This is a genomic window from Candidatus Hamiltonella defensa 5AT (Acyrthosiphon pisum) (genome assembly GCF_000021705.1).
GTDB lineage: Bacteria > Pseudomonadota > Gammaproteobacteria > Enterobacterales > Enterobacteriaceae > Hamiltonella > Hamiltonella defendens.
The window spans coordinates 474,901-494,423 of record NC_012751.1 but is presented as its reverse complement, the minus strand read 5'-3'; the positions used below and the strand labels follow the sequence as shown (position 1 = coordinate 494,423).

The 19,523-nt window shown below is 38.5% G+C and carries 14 protein-coding genes and 1 pseudogene; 7 read left to right on the top strand and 8 right to left on the bottom strand.

Features of this window, described 5'->3' with window-relative positions; all coding sequences use genetic code 11:
* Positions 1 to 57 precede the first annotated feature (57 nt).
* The 3 genes and pseudogenes from HDEF_RS02420 to clpB all read right to left on the bottom strand — a co-directional run.
* Positions 58 to 990: pseudogene (locus tag HDEF_RS02420) on the bottom strand (N-acetylmuramoyl-L-alanine amidase); the annotation flags it as partial.
* A 71-nt stretch (positions 991 to 1,061) separates the two neighbouring features.
* Positions 1,062 to 1,565, bottom strand: coding sequence for a tRNA (adenosine(37)-N6)-threonylcarbamoyltransferase complex ATPase subunit type 1 TsaE (gene tsaE, locus HDEF_RS02415; RefSeq protein ID WP_012738200.1), 504 nt, complete (start codon positions 1,563 to 1,565; stop codon positions 1,062 to 1,064).
* A 249-nt stretch (positions 1,566 to 1,814) separates the two neighbouring features.
* A complete protein-coding gene (gene clpB, locus HDEF_RS02410; protein ID WP_012738199.1) occupies positions 1,815 to 4,388 on the bottom strand; it encodes an ATP-dependent chaperone ClpB in 2,574 nt (857 codons plus the stop codon).
* 155 nt (positions 4,389 to 4,543) lie between these two features.
* Between clpB and manA the strand changes: the two genes are divergently transcribed.
* From manA to ftnA, 3 genes are all read left to right on the top strand, one after another.
* Complete coding sequence (gene manA / locus HDEF_RS02405; RefSeq protein WP_012738198.1) at positions 4,544 to 5,725, top strand: mannose-6-phosphate isomerase; 1,182 nt, start codon at positions 4,544 to 4,546, stop codon at positions 5,723 to 5,725.
* A gap of 35 nt (positions 5,726 to 5,760) precedes the next feature.
* Positions 5,761 to 7,260: a YdgA family protein gene (locus HDEF_RS02400; RefSeq protein WP_048901547.1), complete on the top strand. Its 1,500-nt coding sequence runs from the start codon at positions 5,761 to 5,763 to the stop codon at positions 7,258 to 7,260.
* Positions 7,261 to 7,378: 118 nt separating this feature from the next.
* A complete protein-coding gene (gene ftnA, locus HDEF_RS02395; protein WP_012738195.1) occupies positions 7,379 to 7,891 on the top strand; it encodes a non-heme ferritin in 513 nt (170 codons plus the stop codon).
* 421 nt (positions 7,892 to 8,312) lie between these two features.
* On the opposite strand, the gene proC is transcribed toward ftnA, so the two are convergent.
* Both proC and HDEF_RS02385 read right to left on the bottom strand, forming a co-directional pair.
* Positions 8,313 to 9,140 carry a pyrroline-5-carboxylate reductase gene (gene proC / locus HDEF_RS02390; protein WP_012738194.1) on the bottom strand — a complete coding sequence of 276 codons (828 nt, stop codon included), beginning with the start codon at positions 9,138 to 9,140 and terminating at the stop codon, positions 8,313 to 8,315.
* On the bottom strand, positions 9,127 to 9,846 hold the full coding sequence (locus HDEF_RS02385; protein WP_012738193.1) for a YggS family pyridoxal phosphate-dependent enzyme: 720 nt from the start codon (positions 9,844 to 9,846) through the stop codon (positions 9,127 to 9,129). Before HDEF_RS02385 ends, proC begins: the two co-directional genes overlap by 14 nt.
* Positions 9,847 to 9,866: 20 nt before the next feature.
* Here HDEF_RS02385 and HDEF_RS02380 point away from each other — a divergent pair, with 20 nt between their 5' ends.
* Both HDEF_RS02380 and epmA read left to right on the top strand, forming a co-directional pair.
* The gene (locus tag HDEF_RS02380) at positions 9,867 to 10,868 is read left to right on the top strand and encodes a type IV pilus twitching motility protein PilT (RefSeq protein ID WP_012738192.1); all 1,002 of its coding nucleotides are present in this window, start codon (positions 9,867 to 9,869) and stop codon (positions 10,866 to 10,868) included.
* Between the two features lie 191 nt (positions 10,869 to 11,059).
* Positions 11,060 to 12,037, top strand: a complete 978-nt coding sequence (gene epmA, locus HDEF_RS02375) for an elongation factor P--(R)-beta-lysine ligase (protein WP_012738191.1) — start codon at positions 11,060 to 11,062, stop codon at positions 12,035 to 12,037.
* 57 nt (positions 12,038 to 12,094) lie between these two features.
* On the opposite strand, the gene mscM is transcribed toward epmA, so the two are convergent.
* The 3 genes from mscM to rsgA form a co-directional block, all read right to left on the bottom strand.
* Positions 12,095 to 15,424: a miniconductance mechanosensitive channel MscM gene (gene mscM / locus HDEF_RS02370; protein ID WP_407078904.1), complete on the bottom strand. Its 3,330-nt coding sequence runs from the start codon at positions 15,422 to 15,424 to the stop codon at positions 12,095 to 12,097.
* Positions 15,425 to 15,717: 293 nt separating this feature from the next.
* Positions 15,718 to 16,584 carry an archaetidylserine decarboxylase gene (gene asd, locus HDEF_RS02365; protein WP_012738189.1) on the bottom strand — a complete coding sequence of 289 codons (867 nt, stop codon included), beginning with the start codon at positions 16,582 to 16,584 and terminating at the stop codon, positions 15,718 to 15,720.
* Positions 16,585 to 16,599: 15 nt separating this feature from the next.
* Positions 16,600 to 17,658 carry a small ribosomal subunit biogenesis GTPase RsgA gene (gene rsgA, locus HDEF_RS02360; protein ID WP_012738188.1) on the bottom strand — a complete coding sequence of 353 codons (1,059 nt, stop codon included), beginning with the start codon at positions 17,656 to 17,658 and terminating at the stop codon, positions 16,600 to 16,602.
* 109 nt (positions 17,659 to 17,767) lie between these two features.
* Between rsgA and orn the strand changes: the two genes are divergently transcribed.
* Positions 17,768 to 18,325, top strand: coding sequence for an oligoribonuclease (gene orn, locus HDEF_RS02355; protein ID WP_012738187.1), 558 nt, complete (start codon positions 17,768 to 17,770; stop codon positions 18,323 to 18,325).
* 340 nt (positions 18,326 to 18,665) lie between these two features.
* Positions 18,666 to 19,481 carry a glutamate racemase gene (gene murI / locus HDEF_RS02345; protein WP_012738185.1) on the top strand — a complete coding sequence of 272 codons (816 nt, stop codon included), beginning with the start codon at positions 18,666 to 18,668 and terminating at the stop codon, positions 19,479 to 19,481.
* The last annotated feature ends 42 nt before the right edge of the window (positions 19,482 to 19,523 follow it).

Genomic DNA, 19,523 nt, shown 5'->3' with positions numbered 1-19,523 from the left:
TGTTTAATATCCCCTACTTGCTTATAAAACCAAGGCTTAGGGTGCCTTCGATAAAATAGGGATTTTCAGTGTTTTGCCGATGGGAATTACATCAAATTTCATCTGATTGGCCTTTTTTATGTCAGAAATAGACACTTTGTATTTTGAAGCAAGGCCAAACAAGGTCTCTCCTTTTTTGACTTTATGATGCATCACCGAATGTGATGCTTTATTCTGGGGAGCAATTTGTAGGGAATGGGTCAAAAAATAATGTCTTATCCCTTTGTAAAGGGCTTGAGCTATTTTTTTTTGATGTCTGGGTGTAGCCAGCAGTTTTTCCTCAGATAGGTGGCTAATAAAGCCCGTTTCTACTAAAAGTGACGGGATATCAGGCGACCTTAAAACGCCCAAACTGGCGTTTTCTGGCTTGGATTTATTTATAAACCCTATTTTCTTTAATTCTTTTAATAAATCTAACGCAACCTTGTAGCTTACTCTTTGTGAGTGAGAAAACTGTAAATCGAGCACTGTGGTACTCAAGTAAGGATTTACCTTTTTATTCGACAGCACACGGCCTGCGCCACCTAGCAATTCAGACTGTTTTTCATGTTGCTCAAGCCAACGGCCCATTTCAGTTTCAGCTCGGCGATAAGATAATAGCCAAACCGAGGCGCCTCTCACCTTACGATTAGGGGCGGCATCAGCATGTATGGAGATCAATAAATTGACTTTGTGTTCACGGGCAATATCCGAACGCGCCATCACCGAAATAAAATCATCTCCATTACGTGTCAAAATGGCTTTAAACATGGGATCTTTATTCAGCAAAAGCGCCAGCTGACGCGCTATGTTCAGAGTCACCTGTTTTTCCTGAAGACCATGCTGACCTGTAGCACCAGGATCTTGGCCTCCGTGTCCTGCATCAATAGCAATGACCACAGGATTAAATATTTTTGCAGCGGTTTTTTTTATTTTTGTCTTTGCACAAACAGAGTTAAATGAAAGTATGATGAAAATCAAAAAGATAGTCATATTGAATAAGACAGAAAAAAAAACAGATCTGAGCGTCTGAATGACTAATGTCATCTCAATATTCCGGTAACATCATTTTTAGGGTTTTGCAAGAGATCTATGAAATGCTTTAGTGAATCTACGCCTTGGTCAGAGAGGGCGACGAGCTGCACATCTCGTTTTTGCCCCTGATAAATAAAATGCAGTTCAAGATCGGCTTTAGGCAAAACAGAAATCCCTTTATCTGGCCATTCTATTAAGCAAATCGCTTGCTCGTTAAAATAATCGCGTATTCCTATCCATTCTAATTCTTGCGGATCCGAGACACGATAGAGATCAAAATGATGAATCGTTTTGGGAAATAATAAATAAGATTCCACTAAGGTATAAGTGGGGCTTTTGACTTTGCCTGTATAACCTGAAGCTTGAATAAATCCACGGCTAAAAGTTGTTTTTCCTGCCCCTAAATCTCCAGATAAAGCGATCACAATCGCGTGATGACAAGCAGCAGACAACGTAGCCCCTAATTTTATAGTGGCTCTCTCATCTCTTAAAGATAAAAAATGTTCTTTCATTTTGAGTCGTGACTCAGATTGGTTGATAATCGTAGAATATAAACTCAACAAACCGGGGTTGCCCCCAAAAATGCGTTTTCAGAATCAAAATACTCCGTGATTAAATCGTCACGAATTTGATATTTCCATGTTAAATCACCGAATTTTCTCGCTTATTCAAGATGATCTAAAGGCATACTATCCTATCCGATTTGTGCCTTCAAATTAACACTTTATCGAATATTTTGAACATATACCATTAAATCCCTTTTACTGCCTTGCAAGGATGTGTCCTTCATTCAGATCTAAAACAATAGGCATACCAGGTATTAACTGGCCTGATAATATTTGCTGTGCCAAAGGATTTTCAATTTCTTGTTGAATAGCACGTTTTAAAGGTCGGGCACCATAAACAGGGTCGTATCCTTCTTTTGTTAAAAAGCCCAAAGCGCTTGGAGTGATTCCCGCTGTGTAGCCTTTTTCTTCGAGGCGTTGATATAACTGCTTGAGCTGAATTTGCGCGATAGACTCAAGATGCTGTGCTTCTAATGGATGAAATACCACGACTTCATCAATCCTGTTAATAAATTCAGGACGAAAGTAACGCCGGACCACCTCCATCACCGATTTTTTCATGTCGCTATAATCGGCTTGAGAAAAGCGTTCCTGAATCAGATCGGAGCCTAGATTTGAAGTCATGATGATGACCGTGTTTCTAAAATCGACTGTTCTACCTTGACCATCTGTTAATCGTCCATCATCTAATACTTGTAATAAAATATTAAACACGTCCTGATGGGCTTTCTCTACTTCATCGAGCAATACTACAGAATAAGGGCGGCGACGAACGGCTTCGGTTAAATACCCCCCTTGTTCATATCCCACATATCCTGGGGGTGCACCCAACAAGCGCGATACCGTGTGTTTTTCCATAAATTCCGACATATCGATACGCACCATGGCGTCTTTGCTGGAAAATAAAAAATACGCTAACGCTTTGCATAGTTCTGTTTTCCCTACGCCCGTCGGGCCCAAAAATAAAAACGAACCGATCGGACGGTTAGGATCCGATAAACCCGCCCGACTACGTCGTAACGCATTCGACACCGCAATGACCGCTTCATTTTGGCCTATCACCTGTTGATGTAAATTTTCTTCCATCCTTAATAATTTTTCACGCTCGCTTTCTAACATTCGATCAACGGGGATCCCTGTCCAACGTGCCAGCACCTCGGCAATTTCAATATCGGTCACTCGATTGCGTAATAATTTCATGCTACTCATTTCTTTCTCGGTCGCCGCCTGCAACTGCTTCTCCAGGGCGGGGATTTTGCCATATTGCATCTCCGACATTTTTGCTAAATCTGACACCCGTCTCGCTTGCTCCAGTGTAATTTTTGCTTCTTCGAGTTGTGCCTTAATATTTTGAGTTCCCGTCAAAGAGGCTTTTTCAGCCTTCCATTCTTCTTCCAGTTCAGAATATTGTCGTTCTTTTTTTTCTAGTTCATCATTAAGCATTTTGAGTCGTTTTTTACTGGCTTCATCCTGCTCTTTATTTAGTGCTTGCTGTTCCAGTTTTAATTGAATAATACGACGCTCTAATTTATCCAATGCTTCAGGTTTTGAATCTATTTGCATACGAATGCTTGCCGCCGCTTCATCAATCAAATCGATGGCTTTATCCGGTAATTGACGATCTGCGATATAGCGTTGAGACAAGCTCGCAGCGGCCACAATCGCAGGATCGGTAATCTGGACATGATGATGTAATTCATAACGCTCTTTCAGACCTCGCAAAATGGCAATCGTGTCTTCTACCGTCGGCTCAGCCACATACACTTTTTGAAAGCGGCGCTCTAGGGCCGGATCTTTTTCGATATATTGCCGATATTCGTCTAAGGTTGTTGCCCCAACACAATGTAATTCTCCTCTTGCCAAAGCGGGTTTTAACATATTGCCTGCATCCATCGCGCCTTCTGCTTTACCCGCCCCAACCATAGTGTGCAATTCATCGATAAACAAAATCACGCTTCCCCCTTGTTTCGATAAATCTTTAAGCACACCCTTGAGCCGTTCTTCAAACTCCCCCCGATATTTCGCCCCTGCCAATAATGCCCCCATATCAAGCGACAATACTCGCTTTTTTTTGAGCCCTTCGGGCACTTCTCCATTGACGATCCTCTGGGCCAACCCTTCTACTATGGCGGTTTTCCCGACACCAGGCGCGCCTATCAACACGGGATTATTTTTTGTACGCCGTTGTAAAACCTGAATGGCCCGACGAATTTCTTCATCCCGACCAATCACCGGATCCAGCTTGCTTTGTTCTGCCCGCTCAGTGAGGTCAATCGTAAATTTTTTTAAAGCCTGGCGATGATCTTCGGCACCTTGATCATTGACGTTATCCCCTGAGCGTAAGCGCTCAATTTCTTGTTTCACGGGTTGTTCTGAAATCCCACAAGATTTCATAATTTCCTTTAAAGCCCCTCGCTCTTGGAGGGCAGCAAGAATAAACCATTCTGAGGAAATATATTTATCTCCTCTTTGTTGAGCCAACTTGTTACAAATATTCAAGATGCGTATAGAAGCATTCGATAATCGCACATCACCCCCGATGCCTTCGACAACAGGTAAATCGGATAAGGCTTTATCAAGCTCTGCATTTAACCGGTTGATATCAACACCTGTTGCGACCAGCAATGGCCGAACCGTTCCAGTGTCTTGATTTAGCAAGGCTTTCATCATGTGCACAGGCTCAATAAACTGCTGATTCTTACCCAGTGCTAAAGATTGCGCCTCCGAAAAAGCGGATTGAAACTGATTGGTAAAATTATCCAAATTCATAATATCCTCTCCATGATGATAAAAAGATGAGTGATAAATATCATGTATGATGAAGTAAAGCCAAGCTTTCAATTTTCAAGGTATATTAAAAAAATTTATTCTCTCCATGGACTTTTAATAGGTCAGTTTTTTAATTAAGAGCAGGACTCATCATCATGCAAAAAATGATCAATTCAGTACAAAATTATGCCTGGGGTAGCCGGGATGCTTTAACCCGTTTGTATGGTATTCCTAATAATCAGGGGCTGCCTATGGCGGAACTCTGGATGGGCGCGCATCCACAAAACAGTTCGCAATTAATCAATGATCAGAAAGAAAGACAGGCTTTGTGCGATTTAATTCAACAAAATCCCGCCGCTTATTTGGGGCCACAGGCTCAAAAGGGGGATCAATTACCTTTTCTTTTTAAAGTCCTTTGTGCGGCTCAACCGCTCTCACTTCAAGTACATCCTGATAAACAAGCAGCACAGAAAGGGTTTGCAAAAGAAAATGCCAGGAGGATCCCGATCACGGCCAAAGAGCGTCTCTATAAAGACGACAACCATAAACCTGAATTGCTTTATGCCTTAACGCCTTTTAAAGCGATGAATGGTTTTCGTACCATAGAAGATCTTCAAAGACTATTCACACCTCTTGTCGAAGCACATCCCGATATTCATTTATTTGTAGAAAAGCCCAGTCTAAAGCATTTATCAAACGTCTTTTTGAGTCTTCTGACTATGACAGACGAGACAAAAAAACGGGCGCTCGCCGTATTACAATCGGTAGTGGCGGGTAGATCAGACGAGCCCTGGAGTACCATTCAACATATCGCTTCATCTTATCCAGAAGATCCTGGCTTATTTGCGCCTGTATTCCTGAATGTGATCACGTTAAAACCAAGAGAAGCCATGTTTTTAGAAGCGCAGACGCCGCATGCTTATATCGAAGGGGTCGCATTAGAGGTCATGGCAAATTCGGATAATGTGTTGCGTGCCGGCTTAACAGAAAAATGGATTGACGTACCTGAGCTCATGGCTAACGTACGCTTTGTTCCTAAACCTGCTTCAAATTTATTGACCCTGCCCCTTCAAAGAGAAAATCGACAGATCTTTCCTGTCCCTGTCTCAGATTTTGCATTTTCTGTTTATCAGTTAAAATCCGATGGACAACTTTTAACACCGAATATAATCTCTATTATTTTTTGCATGGAAGGCAACGCTCGATTAGATCAAAAAGGCAAAAAACTGGAGCTTATCCCTGGTGAATCTTGTTTTTGCTCTGCTGGCGAATCCTCTATCAGGGTCTATGGGAAAGGCAAAATTGCTTATGTCTCTCATCCTCCCATTAATATATAAACCCGCTCATTTATAAAAAATAAAGGAATCATAAAATGATGAAAAAATCATCCCTCACCATCAGCATGTTCGCTCTATTAGGCGCTGCCTGGACAGGCGCTTCCTGGTATACAGGGAAAATAATAGAAGAAAAAATGCCGGCATTAACGGATAATATTAATCATAAAATTTCGAGTTATTTACCGAGACAAGATATCAAATTCACTTATCAAGATTATCACCGCGGTATTTTTAGTACTAAAGTACGCTATGTCTTGCAACTGAATCAAGATAAGACCGCCGAAAAAATTATTTTTATTGAAACCATCGACCATGGGCCTTTCCCAATATCGCAAATAAAAAAAGGCTATCTATTACCTGTTATGGCTTCAGTACATTCTACTTTAGAAAACACGCCCATTTTAGAAAAAATATTTACAGCCAACCAGGGAGAATCTCCTCTTAGTGCGGATTCACGCGTTTCTTATCTTGGTAATCACACATCTGTGATCCACTTTTCTCCTATAAATTATGAATATCAAGATACTCGCTTAACATTTTCTGGGGGCATGATGACAGCCCATCTTTCAAATGATATGAATAATGCGGATTTCACAGCGCAAAGTGATGCCTTCACTTTCATCACTCAAAACGACTTAAAACAAACTGAAACACTGAATTTAAAAGGTTTAACGCTCAGCAGCGTCAATCATATGGGGAAATTTGGTGTCTTTCTTGGTGAAGAAAAAATCGCTTTTAAAGAAATTCTTTTTAATGTGAATGATAAAAACAATATAAATCTCAATGGAATTGAGTTCTATCATAAAACGAATGAATTAGATCATGCGTTAAATACGGAATTAAATTATTCATTAGATGATCTCAACATTGACGGAAATGATTTTGGTTCCGGAAAATTATTTGTTTCTCTAGAGAGTATAGACGGCCAAACGATCAAACATTTTATGGAAATGATCAAAAATAAAACCATCAAAAGCTTGAAGGCTGAAAATAATGATGAGTTTTTAAATACAGATCAAAAAGATATCATAAAAAATATATGGCAAGCTGCATTGAAAGGAAATGCAGTTTTAAAAATTGAGCCTTTGAGTTGGAAAAACAGCCAAGGCGAAGGTACTTTTAATTTACAGGCGCAGATGAAAATACCTGAATCTACAACGACCGATCCTCAAAATCTTTCTTTGGCAAGCGGAATTAAAAAGATAGATGCTCGTTTAAATATACCGGTTGTGATGCTAAAAGAGCTGATGACACAGATTTCCATCTTACAGGGAAATAGTCAGGAAGAATCTCAAAAATTGGCAGATCAGCAAGTGCAAAGCTTGGCAAAATTGGGTAAACTGTTGAAGTTCACTACTCTGGAAAATGACATCATCGGTAGTCAATTTTATTTTGAAAATCATCAAATAGATTTAAATGGTCAAAAATTTTCATCACAATCGTTTTCTGAATTATTTAATATGGCCGGTTTATTGAATTCAGAACAACAAACGGCACCAGAAATCCCGTCAACAATCACACCTGCTAATCCATAAGAGGTGCTGTATGGTTGTTTTTCGCACAAATTTGAAATACCTCTCATGATATTAATTGTAAATGCTACTAATATCAGGGAGAGAGAAACAGTTGAAATAATGAGATGAGGAAAAAATAATGATCAAAGACAGCATGGTGAAAAAATTGAATCAACAAATGAACCTGGAATTTGATTCAGCCAGTCTTTATTTACAAATGAGTGCCTGGTGTAGTTACAAAGGTTTTGAAGGAGCCGCCATTTTTTTAAAACGACATTCTCAGGAAGAAATGCAACACATGCAGCGCATTTTTGACTATCTATGTGATATTGGTCAGCAACCTATTGTTGATTCTGTTAAAAAACCTCAAAATAACTTTGAATCATTGATCGACCTCTTTGAAAAAACCTATAACAATGAAAAAATTGTTAGCATGGAAATCAATAATTTATGCGACCTTGCATTGACTGAAAAAGATTTTCCTACCTTTGAGTTTTTGCAATGGTATGTTTCAGAACAACATGAAGAAGAGAAATTATTTAAATCTATCTTGGATAAACTGAATTTAGTAGGTAGTAGTGGTGAGGGGCTCTTTTTGGTTGATAAGGAACTCAAGGATATTAATGAAAAAATAGAACAACATCAGGTTTAGCTTTTTAAAGGGGCGAAAAACTGTCACTTTTCTGCTGTGCATGCCGTGTGTTTCAAATTTACTTCCGCTGTTAATAATTCGCAAAAAACCTCGCCAAACAATGGCGAGGTGCAATCAAGTTAAATTTGACAAATAAAACACCAGAAAATATATCTATATCTATCAACTACCTATTGTGTGTAGTTTTCATTGTATCTTTTGCAGCATTTTTCGTTATCTTCTCTGAAGACTTACCCTTTTGATGACCACTTTTTTGTTCCATTGTAGAAAGAGTTGATTTTAAAGTCATGTTAACCTCCAAGATAATAAATAAAATACCAGATTTAAAATTAAATACAAATTATTGATAATTTAATTACTTTAAATAATCAATATCTATACATTAGTCTATTTTTGAAAGTGTGCAAGTTTCAACATTTTTTTAAAAAGTGTTTTTTTCCAGGAACTCAGCTTGAGCAATAGCCGCTTTCATAGCACTGGAAACAATAGTAAATAACTGTTTTTTATTAAAAAATTCGATCGCGGCCTCGGTGGTGCCTCCTTTCGAAGTCACCTGCTGACGTAGCTCAGACAGAGAAAGAGCAGAACTTTTCTCTACCAGTGCACAAACCCCTCTCGCTGTCTGTTGTACTAATAAACGGGCCCTTTCCTGACTAAAACCGAGAAGTAAAGCTTCCCTCTCTATGGCTTCCATAAATAGAAAAAAATAAGCCGGCGCACTTGCAGAAACCGCGATTACTTTATTGATATCAGCTTCATTTTTTAACCAGCAAACCTTACCGACAGAGCACATTAACTCGGTGGTAAAATGGCGATCAGCCTCATTCACTTCTTCTGCGGCAAACAACGCGGTCATTCCTTCATGCACTCTAACCGGAGTATTTGGCATCATCCGGATCAGATTTAATTTTGTGTTTAGTAATTCACAAAAACGTGAAATTGAGATACCGGTCACTACAGATAAAATTAATTTATTTGAAAAATCTATCTTTGCATCGCATAAATCTTGACATAACTCCCTGATTTTTTGAGGTTTTACAGAAAATATGATGACATCGCCCTGACGAATCGCCGCCGCATTATCCGCACTACTGATAACCCCCCATTTCTTGGCAAGCACACCACGATGACCTTCAGAAGGAGCGCATACGGTAATTTTTTGAGAGGGATATCCGTTTTCGACTATCCCAGAAACGATGGCACTCGTTATATTGCCAGAGCCGATAAAAACGATCTTATGATGTTTCATTCATTTTTCCTTCGAAATGACTAAAAATACCCTCTCCAATTCGAACCAAAGTACTGCCCGCATGAATAGCAGCGGTCATATCATTTGTCATCCCTAAAGACAGAATATCCCATTCGGGATATTCTTTTTTTAATTCTAAAAATGCACTGTGCATCTCTTCAAATACCACCAATTGCTGGTGATAATCTTTTATTAGAGCGGGAATGGCCATTAAGCCGCAAAGTTTCAGTTTTGGAAGAGGGCTTATAAGACTGGCCAAATCAAACAATTCACTCAACATTACCCCTGATTTGGTTTTTTCCTTACTGATATTCACCTGAATTAACACGTTTAAATCAGGCAGATTAGAAGGTCTTTGAGCACTTAATCGCTCGGCGAGCTTAAAACGATCAACTGTGTGACACCAATCAAAATACTCTGCGACCGAGCGCGTTTTATTTGATTGTAACGGCCCGATAAAATGCCATTGCGGCTTTATATTGCCCATCCTATTTTTAGAAAAATAGTGAATTTTCTCTATTCCTTCCTGCACATAATTCTCACCAAAAGCATATTGCCCAGCTTGAATTGCTTCTGTGATCAGCTTCACAGATCTTGTTTTACTCACTGCAAGTAATTGAATTTCTTTTGGAGAACGCCCGCAATTTTGAGCATCCGATAAGATTCTTTCTTTGACATTCTGTATATTTTGCTTGATAGCATTCATTGAAATTTTGGGGCTAAGTTATGGATTTTGAAAAATGGATTGAACTTGGTGTAAAAAAGAAGGCTTCTGATTTACACCTTTGTAGTGCTCATTACCCGCGGCTACGTATTGATGGTGAGTTACAGGTTTTAGAAGGATATTCCAGAGTAGATGAGAAAGAAATTAAAATGTTGTCTCAAACACTATTGACAGAACCAAAATATCTACAATTAGCAGAAAAAGGACAACTAGATTTTGCTTTCACCCAAAATAAACAGCGACTTAGAGGGCATTTTTTTAAGCAACAATACGGAATATCAGCGGCTTTTCGTTTCATTCCAGAATCTTGCCCTGATTTTGATGTTTTGAATATACCAGCGATCGTTCAACAATTAATGCGACAAGAAAATGGCTTAATTTTAATCACTGGAGCAACGGGTAGTGGCAAATCAACCACTCTGAACGCGGTGATTTCAGCTATGAATCAGCGTTATGCCCGTCATATCATCATATTAGAGGATCCTATTGAATATCTTCACAGAGACGGCTTGGGATTGATTCAACAAAGAGATTTAAGTTTACATACCTGTTCGGCAAATGCTGCTTTAAGTGCTACGTTAAGGCAGGATCCTGATATTATTTTATTAAGCGAATTACGTGATTTAGAGAGCATTCGTCTTGCATTGACAGCGGCTGAAACAGGGCATTTAGTATTGGCAACGCTGCATACGCGTACTGCGGCTCAGGCGGTTGATAGACTGATCGACGTTTTTCCTGCAGAAGACAAGTCATGTGTCAGAGGTCAATTGGCTTCGAGTTTGATCGCGGTGCTTGCTCAAAAATTAGTGCTTAAAGAGGGAGGAGGACGTATTCCTTTATTTGAAGTATTGGTGCGTACCCCTGCTGTATCTCATTTAATTCGAGAAGGTAAAATCCATCAATTAGAAGATGTCATGCACAGAGGAAGCCAATGGGGAATGCAAACTTTTACGCAACATAAAGAACAGCTTCAACAAGAGGGATCCTTAGCAAAAAACGCGTAACATGTGTGGATTCGAAGGGAAAGCGGTTCAAAATAAATTTTGATCAAATAAAATATCAAAAAATTGATTAATTTAATGAATGAATAAGGTGAATACTCGATTTCAATCCATTTGTTTGGCGGGTATTCTACGAGTAGAATGTATTCCCCCCCCCTCTGAATTATCTGGAGTAAAGTCTTATTATGAGTGCTATGAGCGAAGCGGCTAACTGGCAGCCAAGTGCTCCTATTTCCAATTTATTAAAACGCGCCGACATGATCAAAAAAATTCGGCAATTTTTTACTGACCGGGGTGTGTTAGAGGTTGATACGCCCTGTATGAGCCAAGCGACGGTCACGGATGTACATTTGTCCACTTTTGAAACCCGCTTTTTAGCTCCAACGATGGCTAAAAGCTTGTCGTTATATATGACGACCAGTCCTGAATATCATATGAAACGCCTTCTTGCTGCAGGGAGCGGCCCAATTTATCAGATGGGGCGATGTTTTCGAAATGAAGAAATGGGGCGTTATCACAATCCTGAGTTTACTTTATTAGAATGGTACCGACCTCATTACGATATGTATCGTCTAATGGATGAAGTGGATGATTTACTGCAGCAAATATTAACCTGTCATTCTGCGGAGACACTTTCTTATCAGCAGGCATTTTTACGGCATTTGAATATAGATCCCCTTTCTGCTGATGAAACTCAGATTAAAGAGGCTGCTGTGAGGCTGAATCTTGCCTCTATTACTGATAACGAAAAAGATCGTGATACTTTTTTGCAATTGCTTTTTATGGCTGGAGTCGAGCCTTATATTGGGCGTGATAAACCTGTCTTTATTTATCATTTTCCTGCTTCTCAAGCCGCCCTGGCAAGCATCAGTACTGAAGATTATCGCGTTGCAGAGCGTTTTGAGGTGTATTTCAAAGGGATTGAATTAGCGAATGGTTTTTATGAATTAACAGATAGTGCCGAGCAACAACAGCGTTTTGAGCAGGATAATCGTCAGCGTGCTGCTTTAGGCTTGCCTAAACGTTCAATTGATGAGCGTTTTATCGCTGCTCTCAAGCACGGATTACCGCCTTGCTCAGGCGTTGCATTAGGGATTGACCGTCTTGTTATGTTGTCAGTGAATGCAGAAAATTTAAGCGAGGTCATGGCTTTTCCTGTTGAAAGAGCTTGATAATAAAACGGCGTTTTTATCTTCATCTGCATTATCTGAAACAACATTAGTGTCTCGTTATAAGCTCCCTGTTTTTCTTATATGGTTTTTATTCAAAAAAACAGCATGCTCATCGTGTTTAAAAGTATCGATTTTTGCCTGAAAAGGCGGAAAGGGCAGATCAATACCATGTTGTTGATAGCCCTCCAAAATTAACTGATGTATTGCGTGACGCAATGGCATCCGTTCCGTGATATCTGAAGCAAAAACCCGCAATTCGAAAATCTGTATGCCCTGCTCAAGATTGATTAAATAGGCCTCCGGTTCTGGATGAGTTAATGATAAAGGACAACATTTGCAGGCATTTAATAATATGGATTTGATGAGTTGGCTATTCACGTTTGCGGGGGCAGGAATATTTAATACCACACGAGTAATGGTATCTGACAGAGACCAATTAACAAATTGTTCAGTCACAAACGCTTTATTCGGCACAATGACTTCTTTTTTATCCCAATCAAAAATCGTTGTGGCTCGCGTATTAATTTTTGTCACAGTGCCGGTAAAATTACGTATGGTGACTGTATCGCCAATACGAATGGGTTTTTCAAATAAAATAATCAGACCAGAAATAAAATTAGCAAATATTTCCTGTAAACCGAATCCTAATCCCACGGTTAAAGCTGCAGCCATCCACTGCAATTTCCCCCATTCAATTCCCAAGAAAGAAAAGCCAATCATCCCCCCAGCAAGCATGATTAAATATTTAGTAATGGTAGAAATAGCGTAACCGGTGCCCGGTGTCAGATCTAAATGCTGTAGCAGCACCAGTTCTAATAGAGCAGGGAGATTACGTACCAGCTGAGCGGTCACAATAATAAAAAAAATACAGACCAGCAGCGAGCCCATAGTAATATTTTGTATATTATCTACACCATTAATGGTTGAAGCTACCTTCCAAAGGTGAATGTTTTCTAAAAAACCAAAAGCGGAGTGGATATCGGACCAAATCGTAATGACTGAAATTAACGCGATCATAGTGAGAATAAATCTCACCAAACGTAGAGATTGTGCACTGATCAGATCCAGATTGATCACGGGTTCCTCTATTTCTATGGCACTTTCGGAATTATTATAAAGATTTTCCTCTTCCCCTCGCGCCCGTTGCGCTAAAATATCAGCCCGCCGCTGTTTAGCACGTTCAAAAGCAATACGCCGTCTTTGAATCAACATCCAGCGACGAATGATGTGATAAACGATCAATAAAAAGAACCAGATGGTAACAGAGGTTTCTAAACGTGAGAGCAAAGCTTGAGCTGTTGCCAGATAACCTAATGTAGAAGCAAAGGCCGCGATCAAAGGAGCAAAAAACAACAATCGCCATAATGTGTGATTCAGTACATTGTCACAATGACCATTTTTATCTAAATAAAGAGGCACACCTGCCCGTTTCAGGCTGGTTGTCACCAGGCTAAGTGCAATACACAACAAAATAAAACAAAGGCGGCCCAAAGTACTTAAAAATTCTCTGTCATTATAATTTTGAAAAGTAATGATAGCCATCATAAGAGGCACGATAAGCCAAATGAGCATACGATAAAAACGCATGGCTCTTTTAACCTGGTCGGGGTGCCAGCGAAAATGAGAGATAAAAAGTCCATAAGGGCTGGCGAAAGTGGCGCTGATCATAAAAACCCATAACACAGGCACAGTTTCAGTCACAGCAGTACCAATACTGACCGCGATGGGATAAGACCAAGCATTTTGTAAACCATAACCCATGATTTTCCATAATATAGGTAAAGGGGATGCGATAAATATGGACCAAAATACTGTTCGGAGCGTTAAAGCAAATTGATCTTGATTGACTTTCCCGACACGGTTGTGGGTTCGTTCAAGAAAAGCATAATAGTGTCGACGCGAACCTATACTAAAAGCGACAAGGAGTAATGCACCAATAGTCTGGAGAAGCGTTTGCTGGTTGTTTAACATTGTCATTAAAGCGCCTGAAATTTGCGAGGCGGTATTTAATGATAATAATTGCATTAAATCTTTAACGGTTTTAATAGGGTAAGCAAAGGAAACTCGATTAATGTCGGGTACCCAAAAAAGATAACGGTGAACAGCTTCTTGCACTTCATTAAGTGCGTCGACCAGTTGATTACTTGCTAATCTGATTTTGGTCAATTCTAATATTTGTGAGTCATAACCTGAAATCAGTAAATTAAGTAATTCAGATTTATGACGCATCTGAGCATCAAAAATACAGCGTTGCTGAGATGCTAAAGAGGGGCCACCTTCCTGTATTGAGATCATTTTTTTTCGTTCTTGTTCCAATAACTCTTCATAGTTCAATCGTTTAAGCCGTAAGTCAGCCATATCCTGATCTAATTTTTGTAATTTTGGTTTCTCAGGTAATTTTTCTACTTGTGTGATTAAGGTTTCGCCTAATGCGGGTGAAACAGAAAGCCATTGTACCTGCTCACGGATCGCATTTAAGGTTTGCTTGACTTTTAAAATTTCAGAATCAATTTGACGTTTTTGGTAAGAAATTGCATTCATACGTTTTGCCTGCTCGTTTAATGTGTCAGTGAGCATGCGATTGGTTTCCATGTTTTTACTGATCGATACAGGCAAATCAGCACATTCTTTTGCCATTAATTCGGTACGTTTTAAGGCTTGCTCTGCATTTTTATATCGCTGATCATTAAGATTTTTTTGCAGTATTTCTAGCAATTTATCTTTGTGTTCATGGCGTTTTTGATACAGTTCGATACGCATACGTGATAACTCTTGCCGATTATTGGACGAAAGCTGTGCTAGTTCGAGTTGATTGAGCTTTGCTCTATGTGCTAACGCTTCAGCTTTCAATAAAGTCAATTGAGCTTGTTCAAGCGGCGTGAGGGGATTGCTTTTTAACTGTAACTGTTGAGTGATTTGGCTCAAAATACGTCGTATTTCGGATTGTTCCGCCGGTATTTTGAGAATCAAATCAAAAATTTGTTGGAATTCTTCTTGTTCGTGTTGTATCTGTCGAGTGAGCTCTATCAGTTGACTGTTGGTTTTTATCACCTCTTGTTCGAGTTCTTGAATTGTTAGGTTGGCTTCTATTGAAAGGGGTTTCTCATCTTCTTTTTCTATTTGTTTCTGTAAATTTTTTATGAGACTTTCAAAATTATTAATCACTATCTGATATTTCTTTGCTTCTTTTGCAGATATCTCAGTAGCATCTAGCCAGTCTATACTGGCCTCAAGCGTTTGAATGATTTCTTTTTGATGAGGTAATTTCTGATTTGATTTGACTTTTTTTAAAAAGCTTTCGATCTGAATTTTATTTAATCGAGGTGGATCGGGGAGTGCTGTTAGGGAATATAGTAAGCCTATCAGTAACAAAATAAACGGTAATATAATACTTTTTATATAGCCTGATACGAATTGTAATTTTTCCGTTACATGATGTTTCTCCTCCTCATCTATTCTAATGTGCTCCGGTACCTGCACCGAGAACGTTTTCAATTCACCGCGCTCTATAGGTTTTTTGAAGAGGTCTATTGAAAAAAAGCAGTTTCTCAAAGGATGCACTTGTCTTCATTCGCTCCAATAGATAATTTTCTGAAAAATATTCAACTCGTTTAGCATAAAACCGACTTTGTTCAAAATTGTAAAAAATAGATCAGCATTTTTTATACAACTTTTAAAAATTAGTGCGGGGCTTCCCCTAATATTTCTCCCAAGCGTGTGATTGAACCATTTTGTAAATGAGAGGCTAATTTTATTTTATTTGATACAAATAAGTTAATCACAGTAGAGCCTAATTTAAAAAGCCCCATTTCTTCACCTTTTTTCAAAATAATCGGGGCTTCACTACCTTCATCAGGATAAACCCAGCGTTGAATAATGCCCTTTCTCTGGGAATCAACAGGCCCTGACCACAAAGTTTCAATACTCCCCACAATCATTGCACCTACTAAAATCTGAGCCATGGTGCCAAAGGCTGTATTAAAAATACAAATCACGCGCTCGTTGCGGGCAAACAAATAAGGGACATTCTCTGCAAAAAAAGCATTCACTGAAAACAAAGAGCCTGGAACATAAATCATTTCGCGCAGAACCCCATCACAAGGCATATGCACTCGATGGTAATCACCCGGCGCAAGATAGGTTGTCACAAATTGCCCATTTTCAAATTCTTTTGCAAGCAAAGACTGGCCGGCCAGTAAGGCCTCTAAAGAATAGTCATGGCCTTTCGCTTGTAGAATTTTATCCTTATCAATTCGGCCTGATTCACTGATTGTGCCATCTGCTGGTTGAACGAGAATGTTATCTCCTGCTGCAATAGGGCGGACATCAGAACGTAAGGAACGAATAAAAAATTCATTAAAAGAAGAATACGCAGAAAATTCAGTATATTGTGCTTCTTTTATGTTAACGCGGTAATAGGAAGCAAATATCTTAATCACCTGCTGAGTAAGCCAGCCTGCTTTTTTATTGGCAGCCCAACCGGCGAGACGAGTCAAAGCGTGTTGAGGTAATAGATATTGTAATTTAATTTTTAATTTTTTTAGCATAAAATCCATGAATATTTAATCTTGATTAAAAAGTTTTTTGCCTTTCAAAGTGATTTCCGACAAAATTTGATGATAGTTATCAAAACGCTCTTTAGCGATATGGCCTTTTTGAACGGCATCACGCAGGGCACAACAGGGATCATCGATGTGTGCACAATCTCTGAATTTACAATGCCCAACATAATCACGAAATTCAATAAAACCCTGGATAATTTGCTCTTGGGTTAAATGCCAAAGACCAAATTCTCTGATCCCGGGTGAATCAATCAAATCTCCTCCTTGTTGAAAATGATACAAACGACTTGTTGTCGTAGTATGTTGACCCAGGGCGGATTTTTCTGAAAGGGCTTCAACCAGGATTTGCTGTTCAGTCGGGGGCAACAAAGTGTTCAATAAACTCGATTTTCCTACGCCCGATTGACCAGAAAAAATACTGACACGGTCTAATAAATTTGCTTGTAAATCAGCGATTCCTTCGCCTGTTTGAGCCGACACTTCAAGAACAGTGTAATGAATATTTCGATAAATATTCAGCCTGAGATTGATTTTTTTTCGTTCATTGGGTGTTAATAAATCAATTTTATTTAAAAGGAGGAGCGGCTTTATATTTAAACTTTCAGAGACCACCAAATAACGATCAATCATATTAAGTGATAAATCAGGGATCACTGCTGAGACTATGACGATCTGATCGATGTTCGCTGCCATCGGTTTAATACCGTCATAAAAATCGGGGCGTGTTAAGACAGATTTTCGTTCATGAACAGCTTCTACAATACCTTTTACGTTGCGGTTTTCTTGCCTTGGTATACCAGGTCTCCAGATCACTCTGTCACCTGTCACTAAAGAAAGCACGTTCCTTCGGATATGACAGCGTTGTTGTTGACCCTGATGACCTTCTACATCTGCGTGCTGACCAAAACGGCTAATGACGACCCCTTGTTGTGGTTCACCAAATTGAGCATCGTCTAATTGATTGTTTTTATCGTCCGTGAGAGATGTCGGATGGAGTCGATATTGATGATGAGCCTGAATACGGCGGTGTTGATTTTTTGAGAGTTTATTTTTTTTCACAATATCTTTATTTTTAAATTGAAATCGCCATTTGATTATAGGTTAAACTGTATCAATCATAATACATGATTATTTTTTTAATACTAAAAGTAAGGTAGTTAATATAAGTATGGTCAAAAAATCTATCAATCATCACCAAAATTTAATTTGGATTGATTTGGAAATGACAGGGTTAGATCCTGAGCGGGATAGTATTATTGAGATTGCCACTTTGGTGACCGATGCCGATCTCAATATTCTCGCAGAGGGGCCTGTGATACAAATTTATCAATCCGATCAACAGATAGCGTTAATGAACGATTGGAACATATGTGTTCATACAAAAACAGGGTTAATTGAGCGTGTCAAAAACAGTCTCTTTTCGACAGCGGATGCAGAATCCGCCACGCTTGAATTTTTAAGAAAATGGGTGCCTGAAGGTCAATCACCGATTTGTGGTAATAGTGTGGCTCAAGATAGACGTTTTCTTTATCGTTATATGCCAAAATTGGAGGCATATTTTCATTACCGCTATCTTGATGTGAGTACTTTAAAAGAATTAGCTGCCCGTTGGAAACCTGAAATATTGCCTGGATTTAAAAAGAAAAATACACATCAGGCTTTGGAAGATATAAGGGAGTCTGTTTCTGAATTAGCCTACTATCGCGAACATTTTATTCAGAGATAAACGGTCATCAATGAGAATGGGCTCTGTGAATTTGATGAAAAATTTATTAACAGACTTATCCACATTTTATTTTTTGATTCATTTTGGATGAATTATTTTTTCCGTATTGTTATTTTATTGATTTATATATTTAAAAAATTGATTTTTTTATTTTCCAAGAGGGAATTGATCAAAATATATTTATTTTATCCACAGAAAAAATTAACGTTGATTTTTATATCATTTATTCTTTTTACGAAAAGAAAAATTAATAGTAATCAATATTTTTAATAAATTGGAATTTTCGCACTAAAAAATCTGCTTACCTTTTTTAAAAACCAAGATTTTTGTATGGATTATGATGACTTCTCAAATGAATTTTTATGATCGTGTCAGTGTGTTGATTCTTGATTCTGGGATAGGTGGTTTATCCGTATATCAAGAAATGAAAAAATTATTGCCTCACATTCATTATATTTATTGTTTTGATAATGAAGGTTTTCCGTATGGCGAAAAATCTGAAATTTTCATTTTAGAGCAAATAGTCAGAATCATGACTGCTATACAAAAAAAGCATTTTTTAAATTGCGTTATTATTGCCTGTAATACAGCGAGTACTATTGTTTTACCTATTTTGCGTCAACGTTTTTCTTTTCCTATTATAGGTGCGGTTCCTGCGATCAAACCTGCTGCACATATCACCCGTAATGGTGTTTTGGGTTTGCTGGCAACGCCAGCAACGATAAAACGCCCTTATACTTTAGATTTAATAAAACGATTTGCTAAAAATTGCCAGGTGGAACTATTAGGATCATCTGAACTCGTTTATTTGGCAGAAAAAAAAGTGCTGGGAACAGAAATTTCTATCAATATGTTTAAAAAAATTTTACAGCCATGGCTGAATCTACAAAAAGTACCAGATACCATTGTACTTGGTTGTACCCATTTTCCCTTTATCATAAATGAATTACAGCAAATTTTTTTAAACGCGAGAATGATCCATTCAGGGGCAGCAATAGCCAAACGTGCTTTTTCTCTCATTGGATCACAACAAAATACCTCTGTGCATTCATTTAAAAATAAGGCTTATTGCGTTAAAAAAAATGGGGACACGGAAAGCTTATCTCCTATTTTAGAAAAATATGGATTTTCAGTTTTAGAAGAGTTGTCACTCTAGCATTCTGCTATAAATTTATTTATTAAAAATATCAATAAATTA

What these genes read in the sequence shown, in the direction of transcription:
- tsaE (WP_012738200.1), bottom strand. Translation starts at nt 1,565, where the DNA reads ATGAAAGAACATTTTTTATCTTTAAGAGATGAGAGAGCCACTATAAAA.
- clpB (WP_012738199.1), bottom strand. Translation starts at nt 4,388, where the DNA reads ATGAATTTGGATAATTTTACCAATCAGTTTCAATCCGCTTTTTCGGAG.
- manA (WP_012738198.1), top strand. Translation starts at nt 4,544, where the DNA reads ATGCAAAAAATGATCAATTCAGTACAAAATTATGCCTGGGGTAGCCGG.
- HDEF_RS02400 (WP_048901547.1), top strand. Translation starts at nt 5,761, where the DNA reads ATGATGAAAAAATCATCCCTCACCATCAGCATGTTCGCTCTATTAGGC.
- ftnA (WP_012738195.1), top strand. Translation starts at nt 7,379, where the DNA reads ATGATCAAAGACAGCATGGTGAAAAAATTGAATCAACAAATGAACCTG.
- proC (WP_012738194.1), bottom strand. Translation starts at nt 9,140, where the DNA reads ATGAAACATCATAAGATCGTTTTTATCGGCTCTGGCAATATAACGAGT.
- HDEF_RS02385 (WP_012738193.1), bottom strand. Translation starts at nt 9,846, where the DNA reads ATGAATGCTATCAAGCAAAATATACAGAATGTCAAAGAAAGAATCTTA.
- HDEF_RS02380 (WP_012738192.1), top strand. Translation starts at nt 9,867, where the DNA reads ATGGATTTTGAAAAATGGATTGAACTTGGTGTAAAAAAGAAGGCTTCT.
- epmA (WP_012738191.1), top strand. Translation starts at nt 11,060, where the DNA reads ATGAGCGAAGCGGCTAACTGGCAGCCAAGTGCTCCTATTTCCAATTTA.
- asd (WP_012738189.1), bottom strand. Translation starts at nt 16,584, where the DNA reads ATGCTAAAAAAATTAAAAATTAAATTACAATATCTATTACCTCAACAC.
- orn (WP_012738187.1), top strand. Translation starts at nt 17,768, where the DNA reads ATGGTCAAAAAATCTATCAATCATCACCAAAATTTAATTTGGATTGAT.
- murI (WP_012738185.1), top strand. Translation starts at nt 18,666, where the DNA reads ATGACTTCTCAAATGAATTTTTATGATCGTGTCAGTGTGTTGATTCTT.